13 protein-coding genes are annotated in these 16,753 nt (G+C 71.3%); 8 read left to right on the forward strand and 5 right to left on the reverse strand.

What is annotated here, in order from left to right; genetic code table 11:
* Positions 1-29: 29 nt before the first annotated feature.
* Both H4696_RS15415 and H4696_RS15420 read left to right on the forward strand, forming a co-directional pair.
* Positions 30-902 (forward strand): class II glutamine amidotransferase, encoded by an 873-nt coding sequence (locus tag H4696_RS15415; RefSeq protein WP_086861615.1) that lies wholly within the window; start codon positions 30-32, stop codon positions 900-902.
* A gap of 198 nt (positions 903-1,100) precedes the next feature.
* Entirely contained in the window at positions 1,101-4,757 is a 3,657-nt protein-coding gene (locus tag H4696_RS15420) for a glycoside hydrolase family 3 C-terminal domain-containing protein (RefSeq protein WP_086861616.1), read from the forward strand.
* A 46-nt stretch (positions 4,758-4,803) separates the two neighbouring features.
* On the opposite strand, the gene H4696_RS15425 is transcribed toward H4696_RS15420, so the two are convergent.
* Both H4696_RS15425 and H4696_RS15430 read right to left on the reverse strand, forming a co-directional pair.
* Positions 4,804-5,850, reverse strand: a complete 1,047-nt coding sequence (locus H4696_RS15425; protein WP_086861617.1) for a hypothetical protein — start codon at positions 5,848-5,850, stop codon at positions 4,804-4,806.
* Entirely contained in the window at positions 5,850-6,350 is a 501-nt protein-coding gene (locus H4696_RS15430; RefSeq protein WP_169735026.1) for a SigE family RNA polymerase sigma factor, read from the reverse strand. Before H4696_RS15430 ends, H4696_RS15425 begins: the two co-directional genes overlap by 1 nt.
* Before the next feature lie 131 nt (positions 6,351-6,481).
* Here H4696_RS15430 and H4696_RS15435 point away from each other — a divergent pair, with 131 nt between their 5' ends.
* Positions 6,482-7,000 (forward strand): hypothetical protein, encoded by a 519-nt coding sequence (locus tag H4696_RS15435; RefSeq protein ID WP_086861619.1) that lies wholly within the window; start codon positions 6,482-6,484, stop codon positions 6,998-7,000.
* Positions 7,001-7,007: 7 nt separating this feature from the next.
* Here the strand turns inward: H4696_RS15435 and H4696_RS15440 are convergent, their stop codons facing one another.
* Complete coding sequence (locus tag H4696_RS15440) at positions 7,008-9,398, reverse strand: ricin-type beta-trefoil lectin domain protein (protein ID WP_086861620.1); 2,391 nt, start codon at positions 9,396-9,398, stop codon at positions 7,008-7,010.
* Positions 9,399-9,432: 34 nt separating this feature from the next.
* A complete protein-coding gene (locus H4696_RS15445) occupies positions 9,433-10,896 on the reverse strand; it encodes an endo-1,4-beta-xylanase (RefSeq protein WP_086861621.1) in 1,464 nt (487 codons plus the stop codon).
* Positions 10,897-11,282: 386 nt separating this feature from the next.
* Here H4696_RS15445 and H4696_RS15450 point away from each other — a divergent pair, with 386 nt between their 5' ends.
* Positions 11,283-13,109 carry an RICIN domain-containing protein gene (locus tag H4696_RS15450; protein WP_086861622.1) on the forward strand — a complete coding sequence of 609 codons (1,827 nt, stop codon included), beginning with the start codon at positions 11,283-11,285 and terminating at the stop codon, positions 13,107-13,109.
* Positions 13,110-13,116: 7 nt separating this feature from the next.
* On the opposite strand, the gene H4696_RS15455 is transcribed toward H4696_RS15450, so the two are convergent.
* On the reverse strand, positions 13,117-13,380 hold the full coding sequence (locus H4696_RS15455) for a hypothetical protein (protein ID WP_143265137.1): 264 nt from the start codon (positions 13,378-13,380) through the stop codon (positions 13,117-13,119).
* Positions 13,381-13,449: 69 nt separating this feature from the next.
* On the opposite strand from H4696_RS15455, the gene H4696_RS15460 reads away from it, so the two are divergent.
* The 4 genes from H4696_RS15460 (at position 13,450) to H4696_RS15475 (ending at position 16,732) form a co-directional block, all read left to right on the forward strand.
* Positions 13,450-13,920, forward strand: coding sequence for a MarR family winged helix-turn-helix transcriptional regulator (locus H4696_RS15460; protein ID WP_225955696.1), 471 nt, complete (start codon positions 13,450-13,452; stop codon positions 13,918-13,920).
* Entirely contained in the window at positions 13,917-15,293 is a 1,377-nt protein-coding gene (locus H4696_RS15465) for an MFS transporter (protein WP_086861625.1), read from the forward strand. The genes H4696_RS15460 and H4696_RS15465 overlap by 4 nt, the downstream gene beginning before the upstream one ends.
* A 36-nt stretch (positions 15,294-15,329) precedes the next feature.
* Positions 15,330-15,623 (forward strand): DUF1330 domain-containing protein, encoded by a 294-nt coding sequence (locus tag H4696_RS15470; protein WP_086861626.1) that lies wholly within the window; start codon positions 15,330-15,332, stop codon positions 15,621-15,623.
* Positions 15,624-15,739: 116 nt separating this feature from the next.
* Positions 15,740-16,732 carry an aldo/keto reductase gene (locus H4696_RS15475; RefSeq protein ID WP_086861627.1) on the forward strand — a complete coding sequence of 331 codons (993 nt, stop codon included), beginning with the start codon at positions 15,740-15,742 and terminating at the stop codon, positions 16,730-16,732.
* The last annotated feature ends 21 nt before the right edge of the window (positions 16,733-16,753 follow it).

Below are 16,753 nucleotides of genomic sequence, written 5' to 3' on the forward strand. Positions count from 1 at the left end.
TCTGACACCGTCAGGAAGGAATCCGGAGGATGTGTCGTCTGTTCGGTTTGTCCGCCGCGCCGCAGCGCGTGCACGCGACGTTCTGGTTGCTCGAAGCGCCCGACAGCCTCGCCGCACAGAGCCGCCGGGAGCCGGACGGGACCGGCCTCGGCGCCTTCGACGCCCGGGGTGAGCCGCTGGTGTGGAAACAGCCGCTGGCCGCCTACGCGGACGAAAAGTTCGCCTACGAGGCCAAACAGTGCGAGTCGGCGACGTTCCTCGCGCACATCCGCTACGCCTCGACCGGGGGTGTCGAGCCGGCCAACACCCACCCGTTCGCCCAGCACGGCCGGCTCTTCGCCCACAACGGCGTCATCGGCGACCTCCCGGCACTGGAAGCCCGCCTCGACGGCGAACACCGCGAACTCGTCGGCGGCGACACCGACTCCGAACGGTTCTTCGCCCTGGTCACCCAGGAAACCGAGGCGCACGGCGGTGACGTCGGGGCCGGCCTCACCGCCGCGGCTCGCTGGGTCGCCGAGAACCTGCCGGTCTACGCGCTCAACGTCATCCTGACCACGGCCTCGGAGCTGTGGGCGCTGCGCTACCCGGACACGCACGACCTGTACGTGCTGCAGCGCTCGCCCGGCGGCCCGCACGGCGACCGCCACCTCGAGCACGCCAGCGCCGCCGGCCGCATCCGCGCGCGGTCCGGGGCACTGGCCCACCACCGCGCGGTCGTCGTGGCCAGCGAACGGATGGACGAGGACCCCGGCTGGCGGAACCTCGAACCCGGGCAGCTCCTGCACGTCGGCGCCGACCAGGTCGTCACCCGGCGCACCGTCCTGGAGCAGCCGCCGCGGCACCTGCTCGCCCTCGACGACCTCGGCGGCCACGCCGCCGCCTCCCAGCTCGGCCGGTAGCGGCTCCGCCGGATCCGCGAAAGTTTCGCGGCAGCTGAAAGTTACATCCGGAAAGCACAGCCCGGCGATCGGGCGGAGCCGAAACCCTTGCCTCGAAACGGGAACGGCTGCTAACGATGACGGGACCAGGCCGGGGATTTCGCCGGAACACAGCAAGCACCCAGGTGATCCCCACCGACACTCTGTGACGGAGATCCGATGTCCTTGCTCCTCCGGCGAAGGGCACGGCTCACCGCCGTTTCCCTGCTCGCCGCCACCGTGACCGCGGCCACGTTCGTCCCGTCCGCGTGGGCCGGCCCGCAGCCGGCCGCCGCCGCGCCGCCGGTCTACCGCGACACCCACTACAGCTTCGCCGAGCGGGCCGCGGACCTCGTCTCCCGGATGACGCTGCCCGAGAAGGTGCTGCAGCTGCACACCAACAGCGCGCCGGCCATCCCGCGGCTCGGCGTGCAGCAGTACACGTACTGGAGCGAAGGCCAGCACGGGCTCAACACGCTCGGCGCGAACACCAACCCCGGCACCGCGACCGGCGGCGTGCACGCCACCAGCTTCCCGACGAACCTGGCGAGCACGATGTCCTGGGATCCGGAGCTGGTCTACCAGGAGACGACGGCGATCTCCGACGAGGCCCGCGGCATGCTGGACAAGTCGCTGTGGGGCGTCGCGCAGAACAACATCGGCCCCGACAAGAACGGCTACGGCTCCCTGACCTACTGGGCGCCCACGGTGAACCTGGACCGCGACCCGCGGTGGGGCCGCACCGACGAAGGGTTCGGCGAGGACCCGTACCTGGTCGCGAAGATGGCCGGCGCGTTCGTGAACGGCTACCAGGGCCAGACGCGAGAGGGCCGGCCGATGACGCCCTACCTGAAGGTCGCGGCCACGGCCAAGCACTACGCGCTCAACGACGTCGAGAACGACCGCCACGCGGACTCCTCCGACACCACGGACGCCAACATCCGCGACTACTACACCGCGCAGTTCCGGGACCTGATCCAGGACGCGCACGTGTCCGGCCTGATGACGTCGTACAACGCGATCAACGGCACGCCGGCGCCCGCGAACACGTACACGGCGAACGAACTGGCCCAGCGCACCTACGGCTTCGACCGCTACACGACGTCCGACTGCGGTGCGGTCGGCGACGTCTACGCGCCGGGCAGCCACAACTGGGCGCCGCCGGGCTGGACCACGACCACCGCCAACGCGGCGACGCAGTGGACGAACACCGCGACCGGCCAGCAGGTTTCCGGCGCCGCCGGTGGCCAGGCGTACGCGCTGCGCGCGGGCACCCAGCTCAACTGCACCGGCTCCGAGGACACCCTGGCCAACATCCAGGAAGCCATCAAGGCCGGCGTCCTCTCCGAGGGCGTCATCGATAACGCGCTGGTGCACCTGTTCACCATGCGCATGCAGACCGGCGAGTTCGACCCGGCCGACCGGGTGGCCTACACGAAGATCACCAAGGACCAGCTCCAGAGCGCCGCGCACCAGGCGCTGGCCACGAAGGTCGCGGACAACTCGCTGGTGCTGCTGAAGAACGACCGGGTTCCGGGTGCCGCCGCGCCGCTACTGCCCGCCGATCCGGCGAAGCTCGGCAGCGTGGTCGTCGTCGGCGACCTCGCCGGCAAAGTCACCCTCGGCGACTACTCCGGCGAGCCGGCGCTGCAGGTGAACGCCGTGCAGGGCATCACTTCCGCGCTCAAGGCGGCCAACCCGGCCGCCACGGTCACCTTCGACGCGTGCGGGACCTCCACCGGCACGACCGCGGCGGCGAGCTGCTCGGCGGCGACCACGGCCGCGATGAAGACCGCCGACCTGGTCGTGGTGTTCGCCGGTACCGACACGAACGTGGCCACCGAGGGCAGGGACCGCACCGGCATCGCCATGCCGGGCAACTACGACTCGCTGCTCGACCAGGTCGCGGCGGCCGGCAACCCGCGCACCGCGCTGGCCGTGCAGGCGGGCGGCGCCGTGTCGCTCGACCACGCCAAGAGCGGCTACCCGGCCATCGTGTTCAGCGCGTACAACGGGGAAAGCCAGGGCACCGCGCTGGCCGACGTGCTGTTCGGCAAGCAGAATCCCAGCGGGCACCTGAACTTCACCTGGTACGCCGACGACACGCAGCTGCCCGACATGAAGAACTACGGGCTGACGCCGTCCCAGACCGGTGGCCTCGGCCGCACCTACCAGTACTTCACCGGCACCCCGGCGTACTCATTCGGTTACGGCCTTTCCTACACCGGCTTCGCCTACTCACACGTGCACGCCGACGCCAAGACCGCCCGCGCGGACGGCAAGGTCACCATCGGGCTCGACGTCACCAACACCGGCCGCACCCCTGGCGCCACCGTCGCGCAGTTGTACGCCGCCACGGCGTTCAGCGTGCCCGGCGTGGAGCTGCCGCGCCAACGGCTGGCCGGCTTCAAGAAGACGGATGTGCTGGCCCCCGGCCAGACCCAGCACCTGAGCATCCCCGTGCGCATCGCCGATCTGTCGTTCTGGGACGAAGGAAAGCACCGCCAGGTCGTGTACAACGGCGCCTACCGGTTCGGTGTCGGCGCCGACGCCGCCCACCTCGCCGGCAGCGCCACGGTGGCCGTCACCGGCGCCATCACGCCGAAGACGCAGTACGTGACCGTGCAGCCCGACCAGGTGGTGTTCGCGCCCGGCCAGAGCATCGACCTGGCAGGCAAGAACCCGTGGATCGCCGACGACACCGCCCAAGCCGCGCAGCACGTGCCGGCCGACCACGTCGTGGAGGCGGTGAACAACGACCAGTCGTTCGTCGACCTGGCGCGCAAGCGGGTCGCCTACCGCAGCAGCGATCCGCGCGTGGCCCAGGTGAGCCGGACCGGCAAGGTGACCCTGCTCGCGCCCGGCGTCGCGACCATCAGTGTCACGGTCGACGGCGTCACCGGCTCGACGCCCGTCGTGGTCAAGCAGCCGTTCACGCTCAGCGCGCCCGACCGGGTGCAGCCGGGCACGACCTACACCGTCACGACCACCCTGCCCAACCCGGCGGGAGCCCGGCCGCTGCGGGACGTGACGCTGACGCTCAGCGTGCCGGCCGGCTGGACGGCGCAGGCCACTTCGCCGTCGACCTTCCCGACCGTGGCCGCGGGACAGACCGTCAGCACCACGTGGCAGGTCGGCGTGCCGGCCTCGGCGCAGCCCGGGAAGTTCGACGTGTCGGCGCAGGCCACGTTCACCTCCGCCAACGGGCCCGGCAGCTCGGTGGACGCGACCACCGTGATCCTGCCGCACCCGCCGTACCCGTCGTTGGCCGCGGCCTACAACAACGTGGGCGTCAGCGACGACGCCACCCCCGGCGCGGGCAACTTCGACGGCGGCAACGCCAGCTTCTCCGCGCAGGCGCTGGCCGCCGCGACGCCGAGTCTCACCCCGGGCGCCACCTTCACCCACGACGGCCTGACGTTCACCTGGCCCGACGTCACGCCGGGCAGCCCGGACAACGTCGTCGCGGGCGGGGTGGCCGGCGGGCAGACCATCACGGTCTCCGGCACCGGCCACACCCTCGGCCTGATCGGCGCCGGTGACTACGGCAGCCCGACCGGCACCGCGACGGTGACCTACACCGACGGCACCACCGAGTCCCACAGCGTCAGCTTCGCCGACTGGTGGGCCAACGCGGCGACCGGCGGCGACATCCTGACCACGGTGCCGTACCTCAACAACAGCAACGGCCGGCTGAACCAGCAGGTGAGCCTGTACTACGCCCCGATCCCGCTGCAGGCGGGCAAGACGGTGCAGTCGGTGACCCTGCCGGACGTCAGCGACGGCGCGAACGCCGGGACGGCGGCGATGCACATCTTCACCCTCGCCATCGGCTGAGCCGTGGGTCCTCTTCGGACGTGTCCGAAGAGGACCCACGGCACCCTCAGTGCGGAAGGACGACGTGGTCGGCGATCGCGTACAACTCCGCCTGCGTGCTGGGACCCGCGACGGCGATCGGCGCGTCGTGGACGGCGTCGAGGATCCAGAGCGTGCGGTAGCCCTTCTCCTCCACGTAACGGGTCGCGTGTCCCTGGACCGGCCGCCCCGCGGTGCCGCGCACCTGGCCGGCCTCGTCGCTGCGGACCTGGACCGGCGGCACGGTGCTGCACGTGCCCACCGAGTAGCTCGTGCGCTCCCCGCCGCCCGGACCGCCCTTCTCGACGTCGAACGTGCACATCCGCAGGCCGTCGGGCAGCTTGCCGAGGCCGAACGCCGGGGTGACGGTGGTCTTGCCCGGGAAGGTGACGTTCTCGGCGACGCGGCGGCCCGCGTCGATCAGCTGCTGCGCCGGCGCCGTGCTGCCCGGCTCCGCGGACACGTTGACGTACAGCGAGCCGCCTTCGGGGTGGGTCAGGTACACCTCGTAACCGCCCCGGCCGCCGGAGTTCGAGCTCTCCACCCCGGCCCGCCCGCCGATGGTGACGGGCCGGCCCGGCCCGGACTTGAAGGCGGCCTCCGAGACCGGCATCATCCGCATTTCCTGCACGTCCACGAGCAGGACCTGAGGTCCGGACGTGACGGTCAGCATGTACTCGCCGCCGTACACCGGCTTGTCGGGGTTCGCCGCGCTGCCCCCGGTGTTGATCCGGCGCGCGTGGTAGTCGGCCTTGCCCGGCGGCAGCCAGCCGAGCGAGTACGGCATGGTCAGCTCCGCGATGGCCGCCTTGGGCGGGGCCGCGACGGGAGCCGGAGCAGCGGGCCGGCCGGCGCCCGTGGCCACCTGGTCGTCGGGCGCGGACCGGTTCAGCGCGACGACGGCGACCGCGGCCAGCGCCAGCAGGACCACCCCGGCACCGGCCGCGAGCGGACGGCTCACCACGGCGCGCTTGCGGTCGAGGCGCTGCCGCGTGGCCGCCAGCACCTGGTCGCTGTCGGGGGCGTCGGGCTCGTGGGCGGTGAAGGTGTCCTTGATCAGGTTCTCGAGGTCCATCAGCTCTCCTTCGCCTGGGCCACCCGGTCGATGCTCAGGCCGTGTCGCAGGGTCGTCAGTGCTTTGCGGGCGTGGGCCCGGACGGTGGCCTGGGCGCAGCCGAGCAGGCCGGCGATGTCGGCGTCGGCGAACTGCTCGTAGTACCGGAGCACCACGACCGCGCGCTGGCGCCGGGGCAGCCGCGCCAGGCGCTGCCACATGTCCTCGCGCGCCGCGTGGTCCGCCGCGAAGTCGTCCGGCCGCGCCGCGTCCGGCGGGTCGCCCACGGCGATCAGCCGCGCCGACCGGCTGCGCCGCCACGACAGGTAGTCGTTGGTCACCATCCGCAGGACGTAGCGGTCGGGGTGCTCGGCGTCGCTGATCCGCCCCCACCGCCGGTACGCCTTGACCAGCACGTCCTGCACCAGGTCAGCGGCCTGCTCCCGCTCGCCGGTCAGCATCGTCGCGTAGCGCAGCAACCGCGGCAGGTGCGCCCGGACGAAGTCCTCGTAGTCAGCCATCACTAGGAAGACTGCTCCCGCGCGCGATCCGTGTACCGCCGGGCAGAACTTTCTCGCGAATCCCGCGTACCTCGCCGGGTGAGGGCGTTTGTCCCCTCCCGCCGAGGCCGCGGCCGTGGTCGGCTGGACCGATGATCATCCTGCGCCTCGTCGGCACCGTGTTGTGGTTCGCGCTCCCGGCCGCGCTGCTCACCTACACGATCCACGACCTGGCCGTGCGGGACGCACCGACCTACGACGTCGAGGGCACGGTCATCGCCCACCGGAAGGAGGTCCACACCGGCAGCGGGTCGGACGCCACCTCCTCCACCATCTACTTCATCACCGTCCGGGACGCGGAGAACGGGACCTTCGAGTTCGGCGACGACGACCAGGCACTCGACACCGACCCCGGCACGCCGGTCGTGGTCAAGGTTTCGAAGCAGACCGAAGAGATCGTCCTGGTGCGCAAGGGCGGCACCGTGGTCGACCTGCGCGCGACGATCAGCCAGGACGTCTGGATGATCGTGTTCGGCGGGCTCGGCCTGCTCGTCGCGCTCGTGCGCGAGTTCCTGCTCGAGGACTACGACATCCCGCGCTGGGCGGGCCTCCTCCTGGGGTTCCTGGCCGCGGGCGGCGGCGTGTACCTCGCGCTGCGGCTCGCCGGGTAGCCCCTCCTCAGTTCCGGGTCCACTTCTGGTTGCCGCCGCCGGTGCAGGAGGCGAGGTCGATCAGGGTTCCGTTGCCGGTGCCGTTTCCGATGGCGTCCAGGCACAGGCCCGACTGGGTGCCCACGATCGTGCCGTCGGACTTGAGCGTCCACTTCTGGTTGGCACCGCCGGTGCACGTCCAGATGATCGCCTTGGTGCCGGGGGTCGTGCCCTGGCCGCTGGCGTCGAGGCAGGAGCTGCCGTACACCCGCAGCTCACCGGCGGCGGTCGAGGTCCACTGCTGGTTGGCGCCACCGTTGCAGTCCCACAGTTCCACCTGCGTACCCGACGTCTGCGAAGCGTTGGGCACGTCCAGGCAGCGCCCCGAACCGGTGCCGACGACCGTCGACGTCGTGCCGCCGTTCCCGCCGCTGCCCGGGGTGATCGACAGGTTGTCGAACTGGGCCGTCTCCCCTTGGCTCGTCGCGTAGCCGACCTGGCCGGCTCCCCAGGTGGCATCGTTCGCCGAGCCGACGGTCGCGCCGTCGACGACGGCGGTGACGGTGCTGCCGGAGAAGGTGAGCGCGAACGTGTGCCACCGGTTGGTGCCCAGCGCCGCGACCGTGCCGTGCGCGAGGGTGGCGACCGTGCCGTTCGTGTTCGAGTTCAGGATCGACCAGTTGCCGGTGTCGCTCACGCGCAGGTGGTAGGCGTTGAGCCCGGCCGCCCCGGTGTAGCTCTGGCTGCCGGCCCGCCCGATCACCTCGGCGTACCCGGACTTTTCGAGCAGGACGTCGGAGGAAACGGTGTAGTTGCTCCAGCCGAGCTCGCCGAGCAGGGTGTGCGGGTCGGTCAGCGGGTCCCAGGTGATCGGGGCCTGCGCGCTCATCTGGCGCACGCACCGGCCCGCGCGGCCGCCGCCGCAGGCCGCCACCTCGAAGGAACCCTGCCAGTCCATCAGGTACTTCGCCTCGGTGCCGATCGCGTTGCCGTCGAAGGAGTCGCTGTAGGGCAGGCTCAGCGCGCCCGCCGCCGGACCGGCCGCGGTGCCCTTGCCCTGCCCGGTCGTGGTGGTGAGGGTGTAGACGTACCCGGGCTGCACGGTCAGGCTGAAGCTGCCGCCGGACGGGGTGAGGTCGGTGGTGTGCACGAAGTAGTCGGCCGCGTTGCCGGAGCTGACGTTGGTGGCCCACACGTGCACGGCGCCCGTCGACAGGCCACCGGTCGCGGTGAAGGCCAGCGTCTGCGGCCCGCTCGCGTCGACGGTCTCGACGACCGTGCTGTAGTCCTGGTTGTTCGGCGACTTCAGCGAGACGTAGCTGCCGTTGTTCCGGTTGCCGCCGAGGTAGCCGCTGGAGGCGTCGAGATATTTCCAGCCGGGCGCGGTGAACTGGCTCGTCTGCGCCAGCACCCAGGCGTTCTTGCCGATCGAATAGTGGCCGGACCACGGCTGCGCGGCCAGCGCGACACCCATGGTCGGGTAGGGCAGGTTCGGGGTGATCGCGGCGACGATCGGCCAGTTGAGGTACGCGGTCATCTTCCCGTCGATGTACCCCCGGTTGAGGCCGCGGGCCATCGCCTGCGCGCCGCCGTTGTAGTCGTCCGAGCCGTTTTCGCTGGCCCACAACGGTTTTCCGGACGAGGTGGCGGCCGCGGGCACGCCGCAGTTCGTCTGGGCCGAGCGGTAGCCGCACGGGTAGTGCGCGCCGATGATGCCGATGGCGGAAGCGAAAGCGGGGTTGGAGTTGACGTCGTTGGCGATCGACCAGTCGGAGTCGGCACCGACGATCTTCACCGCCGAATAGCCGCCGGAGTTGAGCGTGGAGCGCAGGTTCTCGTACCAGCCGACGTTGTAGCCGCGCTCGTTCCAGCCGCCGAGGTAGTCGATGGCCAGGTTGTGCTGCTTGGCGCAGCCCAGCCACGTGGTCAGGTAGCCGAGCGTGTCGGTCGACCAGAAGTTGCCGCCGCCGATCCAGCCGGGCGCTCCCCAGGCCAGTCCGTACAGCTTGATGTTCGGGTTGCGGGCCTTCGCCTGCTCCGCGAGCCAGAACTCGTAGCCGACGTCGCAGTTGACGCTCCCCCGCGTGTGCTCGACGCTCGGCTCCGCGCCGGAGGTGGAGTTGGTGTCGCCGCCGATCTCGATCTTGAGGATCTGCACCGAAGCGCCGTAGCCGGGTTTGAACAGGTAGTCCAGGATCTGGCCGCGTTCCGGCTCCGGGTAGTCGATCAGCAGGCGGGAGTTGCCGCCACCGCCGCTGATCGCCCCCACGCCGTCGAACGTGCGCCCGCCCGACGAGCCGTTGATCGTGATCGAAGTCGCGGCTTCGGCCGGTGCGGCGGTGCCGGCCACGACACCACCGGCGGTCAGGGCGAGGCAGCCGACCATGACCGCCACCCGCCGGCTCCTGAACCTTGTCATGACGAGTTCCTTTCCCGACGTGGTGGTTGCGCGGCTAGCCGAGGGTCCATTGCTGGTTGCTCCGGCCGTTGCAGGTCCACAGTTCGACGAGGGCGCCGTTGGCGGTGGACCCGCCGGTGACGTCCAGGCAGAGCCCGGACTGCACGCCGGTGACCGTCCCGTCGGCGTTGACGGCCCACTGCTGGTTGGCCTGGCCGGTGCAGGGCCAGATGATCACCTTGGTGCCGGCACTCGTGCCGCGGCCGCTGGCGTCGAGGCAGTCGCCGCCGTTGTACACGCTGAGCGCGCCCGAGGAGGTGCGGGTGAAGGTCTGGTTCGACCCGCCCGAGCAGTCCCGGATCTGCAGCTGCGTGCCGGCCGTGGTGGTCGAGTTCGGCACGTCCAGGCACTTGCCCGCGCCCACGGCGTGCACCGGCCCGGTCCCGCCGCCGGTGGGAGGCGGGCCGCCGAGAGCCGTCGCGGTGGCGTTGTAGGCGGGCTTGGGCTGGTAGTTGCCGTCGTACATGCTCGCGGCGCCATAGCCGGGGAAGGTCCCGGGAATCCAGGAATCGGCGTCGCCGACGCCCCACTGCGAGACGCCGGGGCAACGCGTCACCGCCAGGCAGTCCTTCACCACGGTGGCGTAGTCGTTGGCCTGCTGCTGAAGGCTGCTGCTGGAGGCCGGCAGCTGGATGCGGTCGTCGAGCTCGGTGATGGCGACGTCCAGTCCCAGCGCGGCGAAGCGCTGCATGTTCGCGAGCATCGACGACGGGACCTGGCCGACGATGAAGTGGCTTTCCAGGCCGATCCCGCCGAGCGGGACGCCCTGGGACAGCAGGGATTGCGCGAGGCTGTAGAGAGCGTTGCTCTTGGCGTTCTGGCCTTCGATGTTGTAGTCGTTGATGTACAGCACGGCGTTCGGGTCCGCGTTGTGCGCGGTGCGGATCGCGTCGGCGAGGTAGCCGGTGCCCATGGCGCCGGTGAAGGCGTCCTGGCGCAGGCTGCCGTCCTCGTTGAAGGGCTCGTTGATCACGTCCCAGGCGTAGATCTTGCCCTTGTAGTGGGTCACCTCGGTGGTGATGTGGGCTTCCATCGCGCCCTGGACCTGGTTGCGCGGCAGGCTGTTCACCCAGCCGGGCAGCTGGGCGTGCCAGACCAGGTTGTGCCCGCGCACGCGCATGTTGTGCGCTTGCGCGAAGGACACGACTCGGTCGCCGGGGCCGAAGTTGTACGAACCGTTGCCGGGCTCGGTGGTGTCCCACTTCATCTCGTTGCCCGGGGTCACCATGTCGAACTGGGCGCCGGCGAGCGAGGTGATCGTCGCGTTGTTCACCATGTTGCCGGTGAGCTCGGTGCCGATGTACTTGTTCTGGGCCTCGGCCAGCGAACGCAGGGGCGAGGCCGCATCCGCGGGCGGTGCCGCGGCCAAGACCGGCGCGACGGCGAGCCCCACCGCGACGGCGAGCGCACCGGGCCGGCAGCGGGGTGATCGACGCGGTGAGCGGGCGAAGGGGCGCATGGCGAACTCCGATGGCTTCGTTGGCATCTCTGCGGGTGGCGCAGTCCGAAAGGCGGCGGTCCGGCACCAATCCCTGGTGCGACAGCGAAAACAGGTAACTCCCCGGCGGTGATCGGTGTCAAGCGACCGTGAAAGGTGCACGGCCGGGACCTCGGCACGCAGGGCCTCCGACGTCGAACCGGTTCACCCGCCAGCGGAAATCCGGCCAGCCGCCGGGACTGAAACTTTCATCGGCGTGCGCTTGAAACCCGGTGGTCATCCGGTTTCCGGCAACCGGCACATTGACCGCGTCCGGCTCACGACGTACCGTCCGCCCGACCTCGTCGGTCGAACCGGTTCGATATCGCCGGCCGGTTCCGGCGGTCGCGTGCGACGCGGGAGGACCCATGAGAACGAGAACCGGGCGCGGCCGGCTGTGGCCGGTGCTGGGTGCGGCGCTGGTGCTGGCCTGGTCCGTGCTGACCCCGGCCACCAGCCAGGCGGCGGGCGTTTCGCTGTCCGTGGACCTTTCCGCGACGCGAGGACCGGCGACCGGCGTGGGCGAAGGCTTCCTCTACGGCATCACCCAGGACGGCAGCCAGCCGGCCGACGCGTTGCTGCAGCCGTTGGACATCAACGCCTTCCGCGGCGGCGGCTGGTTCTCCGGCGGCTGGATCAAGGACGGCTACCAGAACGGCTCCGCGACCAAGGCCGACCTCGACTCGATCATCGCGCAGGCGAAGCGGCTCACCCGGCCGCCCTACCACGCGCAGTACCAGGTGCTCGTCACCGACATCTACGGCCTCAACGGCGGGCAGCCGTCGAACACGGTGTACCCGTGCGACAACGGCGACTGCTCGAACTGGCTGAAGTTCATCGACGCGACGGTGGGCGCGTTGCAGGCGTCGGGGCTGAAGTTCGCCTACGACATCGACAACGAGCCGGACATTTCGGTGTTCTGGACGCGCGGCGTGAACAGCCCGCAGTACTTCCAGATGTGGGACACCGCCTACCGGGAGATCCGGCGGCTCGCCCCGGGAGCGCAGATCGTGGGACCGTCGTTCGCTTACACCCCGCAAAGCCGGCCCGAGCAATGGCGAACCTGGCTGGCGCACGCAAAGGCGGCCGGGACGGTGCCGGACATGATCACCAACCACGACGAGGGCGACGTCGACGACCCGGTCACCGTCTCGCAGTCCCTGAACAGCGCCCTGGCCGCGGCGGGGATCGGCGCGGTGCCGCTGTCGGCGAACGAGTACCAGCCCGCCGACCGGCAGACCGCCGGCGTGACCGCGTGGTACCTCGCGCGCTTCGCGCAATCCGGGTACACCAACGCGATGCGCGGCAACTGGGTCTGCTGCGTGACGCCGAACCTCACCGGCATCCTCACCCAGAGCGGCGGGACCTGGCAGCCGACCGGCAACTGGTGGGTGATGCGCGACTACGCCGACCTCACCGGAACCCTCGTCGGCACCGCCGGCCAGGTCGGCTCGACGGCGATCTCGGCGGCCGAGGACGCCACCGCCCGGCGCGCGGTGGCGATCATCGGCGACGCCAACGGGTACACCGGCGCCGCGTCCGTCACCTTCACCGGCCTGGGCGCGGTTCCCTGGCTGGCGGACAACGGCAGCGTGAACGTCACCGTGCACCGCATCCCCGACCAGGCGCCGCTGGCCGCACCGCAGGTGGTGTACAACCAGAACATCAGTGCCGGCACCGCGATCACCGTGCCGCTCACGTTCCAGGCGTCGCACGACGCGTTCGCCGTCTACCTGACCCCCGCGTCGGGTTCCGGCGGCGGGTTCCCCACCGGCTACCACCGGCTGGTCGCCGCCCACGACAACCTGTGCCTCGACGTCTACGGCAACACCTCGGCCGCGGGCGCGGCGATCGACCAGTGGACCTGCAACGGACAGGCCAACCAGCAGTTCCAGTTCATCCCGGGCACCGGCGGCTACGGCGAACTGCGGGCACAGAACTCCGGCCAGGACGTGGCGGTGTCGGGCGGTGCCACCGTCCAGGGCACGCCCGACATCGTCCAGCAGCCCCCGAACACGGCCACCGGCAACCTCTGGCAACCGGTCCCCCAGTCCGACGGCTCGTACGAGTTCCGCAACCAGCGCAGCGGTTTGTGCCTGGACGTGCCCAGTGCCGGCACCAGCCCCGGTCAGCAGCTGGACCAGTGGCCGTGCAAGAACGCGCCCAGCACGAACCAGGACTTCCTGGTCGGCTGACCGGCGCCTACTCCGGGTCGGCCCGCAAAGACAACCAGGCCAGGACAACGGAGACCGGCGGTGCGAGCAACGCTGCTACCCGCGCCGCCCGCACCGGCATCCCGGCTCGCACCGGCGGATAGCCGGGCGGGACGGGCGGTGGGACGAAGCGCAGCCGGGCGTCCAGGTGGTGCCACCGGTGCACTTCCAGGTACATGATCCGCCAGCTGCCCGCCCAGATCGCGAGTGCGCCCACCAGCGCACCCCTCAGCACCCGGACTTCCGGCTTCATGACACCACTCTCGCACGTGACGACGACCACTTACATAAACAATGAATATAAACCTGCTATGCTCCGGGCATGCGCCGTAGAGACAACCCATCCGCCGCCATCGGGGCAGCCCTCTACGGCCTGGCCACGCGAGCCACGAGACGCCTCCCCCGGGACATGAGCCTGACGTCCGCCGCCACCCTGGCCACTCTGGACCGGACCGGCCCGCGGCGCATCACCGATCTGGCCGCGGTCGAGGGCGTCACCCAGCCCGCGATGACCACCCTGGTCCGGGTGATGGAAGAGTCCGGCCTGGTCGAGCGGCGGGGCGACCCGTCCGACAAGCGGGTCACGCTGGTCTGCCTGACCGAGGCCGGCGCCTCCTACGTCCGCGCGCGGCACCAGGCGGGCATCCACGCGTTCGAGCGGTTGATCGGCGAGCTCGACGGCGACGAGGTCGACGCGCTGGTGGCGGCCCTCCCCGCGCTGAAGCACCTGGCAGAGCTCGAAAGCCAGGACCGCGAAGCAGTGACCGGCGCCCGGTCGGCGGGGTCGCGGTGAAGGTGCTCCCCGAGACGCGGTTGCTGGTCCCCGCCCTGATTTTCATCGCTCTGGTCGTGGCGGCGGTGGCCAGCCTCGGGACGCCGCTCATCACCAGCGTGGCGACGTCGTTCCACGTCTCGCTCGGCAGCGCGCAGTGGACGCTGACCATCGCGCTGCTCAGCGGCGCCGTCGCCACGCCCGTCCTGGGCCGGCTCGGCGCCGGCCCGCACCGGCGGGCCACGATCCTCGCCACGCTGGCGGTCGTCGTCGCCGGCAGCGCGCTCACCGTGCTGCCGCTGCCGTTCGCGTGGCTGCTGGCCGGCCGGGCAGCCCAGGGCGTCGGGCTCGGGCTGACGGCGCTGATGATGGGCGTGGCCCGGGACCACCTCCCCGAGGAGCGCAGCGCGGCCGCGATCGCCCTGATCTCGGTGGTCTCGATCATCGGCGCCGGCGTCGGTTACCCGCTGGCCGCGCTGCTCGCCGACCTCGGCGGGGTGCGGGCCGCCTACGGCCTCGGCCTGGTCGTCACCGCCGCCGCACTCCTGACCGCGTGGCGCTCCATGCCCGAGGCCCCCGAAGGCCGCTCCGCCCGCGTGGACGTGGCCGGCGCGGTCGTCCTGGCCGCCGCGCTGCTGCTGGTGCTGTTCCTCGCCGGCGAACGGAATCTGTGGAGCCGGCACCTCGCCGTGGCGGCGGGCCTCGCCGTCGTCGCGGTGGTGCTGCTCGGCGTCTGGGCCGTCACCGAGCTGCGCAGCGCTACGCCCCTGGTCGACGTGCGGGCGGTGCGGCACCCGGCGGTCGCCGGGGCGAACTTCGCGATGTTCGCCGGCGGGATCGGCATGTACCTCCTGCTCACGCTCATCACCCGGTACGCGCAGACGCCGCACGACGCCGGCTACGGCTTCGGGCTGACGACCTTCGTCGCCGGGCTGGTCCTCATCCCGTTCTCGGTGCTGGGGTTCGTCGCCGGCAAGCTCACGCCGCGGCTGCGCACGCGGATCGCCGACCCCCTGCTCCTGGCCGGCAGCGCCGTCGTGGTCGGCGGCGGGTTCGCCCTGTTCGCGGCGGCCCGGTCGAACCTGGCCGAACTGTTCGCGGCGATGGGCGTGCTCGGCTTCGGCGTCGGCGGCTTCTCGGCCGCGATGCCCGGCGTCATCCTGGCCGTCACCCCCAAGAGCGAGACGTCGAGCGCCATGAGCTTCAACTACGTCGTCCGCAGCGTCGGGTACTCCCTGGGCAGCGCCATCGGCGGCCTGATCCTCGCCGCGGGCACCGGCCCCGGCCGGCTCTTCCCGGACGACAGCGCCTACACCACCGCGGCGCTGGTCGGCATCGGCGCACTGGCGATCACGACGCTGACGAGCCTCGCTCTCGCCCGCCGGCGCTCGTAAGCCGGATTCACCCATCACAACACTGGAGGTTCCATCATGCCCAAGGGCTACTGGGTCAGCGTCTACCGCACCATTTCCGACCCCGAGAAGCTGGCTGCCTACAACGAGCTGGCCCGTCCGGCCGTCAAGGCCGCGGGCGGCCGGGTCTTCGTCCGCGGCGGCCGGGTCGAGGCGCACGACGCCGGAATCGCCGAACGCACCATCCTGATCGAGTTCGACAGCTTCGAGCAGGCCGTCGCGGCACGCGAGAGCGCGGCCTACCAGGAGGCGCTGGCCGCCCTTGCCGACGGCGTCGAGCGCGACTTCCGCATCGTCGAAGGCATCGACTGACCGCTCACGACGGGTCCTGCGGCTTGACCTGGTGCGCGCTCCAGGTCCTAGCGTCGAAGGCGTTCGCCAGCCCTCGAGCTACCGCCCGGTCCGCCGGGCAGGAGGAGTATCCGCGCATGATCACCCGAACCACGCTCGGCTCGCCCGGTCTCACCGTCAGCGCGATGGGCCTGGGGTGCATGGGGATGAGCGAGAGCTACGGCGCCGCCGACTGGGACGGCGGCCTGGCCACCATCGACCGGGCCCTGGAGCTGGGCATCACGTTCCTGGACACCGCCGACGCCTACGGCACCGGGCACAACGAGGTGCTGGTGGGCCGGGCCATCCACGGCCGCCGGGACCAGGTGCAGCTGGCCACCAAGTTCGGCATCGACCGCAGCGCCGGAGATCGGGCACGCCGCATCCGCGGTGCGCGGGACTACGTGCTGCGCTCCTGCGACGCCTCGCTGCTGCGGCTGGGCGTCGAGGTGATCGACCTGTACTACGCCCACCGCCCGCCCCAGGACGTGGAGATCGAGGAGACCGTCGGGGCGATGGCCGAGCTGGTCCAGGCGGGCAAGGTCCGCCATCTGGGCCTGTCCGAGGTCGACGGCCAGCTGCTGCGCCGGGCGCACGCGGTGCACCCGATCACCGCGGTGCAGAGCGAGTATTCGCTGTGGACCCGCGACGTCGAGGCAGTCACCCCGGTGCTGGCGGAGCTGGGGGTCGGGCTGGTGCCGTACTCCCCGCTGGGGCGCGGGTTCCTGACCGGCGCTCTGGACCGCTCCGCGCTGGGCGAGAAGGACTTCCGGCGCACCAACCCCCGTTTCGCCGGCGAGGCGGGCGAGGCCAACGAGAAGATCGCGCAGACCGTGCGCGAGGTCGCCGACCGCCTCGGTGCCACTCCGGCTCAGGTGGCGCTGGCCTGGGTGTACGCCCAGGCCGACCGGCTCGGCGTGGCGGTGGCGGCCATTCCGGGCACCCGCAGCCCCGCGCGGCTGGAGCAGAACGCGGCCGCGCTGGAGCTCACCCTGGACGCCGAGGCGCTGGCCGCGCTGGACCCCCTGAGCGACCAGGTGCTGGGCGAGCGCTACCTCCCGGCGCACACCGCCGAGGTCGCCCGGGGCTGAGGTCGTTCAGGATGCCGGTGC

The organism is Amycolatopsis lexingtonensis (assembly GCF_014873755.1).
Lineage (GTDB): Bacteria > Actinomycetota > Actinomycetes > Mycobacteriales > Pseudonocardiaceae > Amycolatopsis > Amycolatopsis lexingtonensis.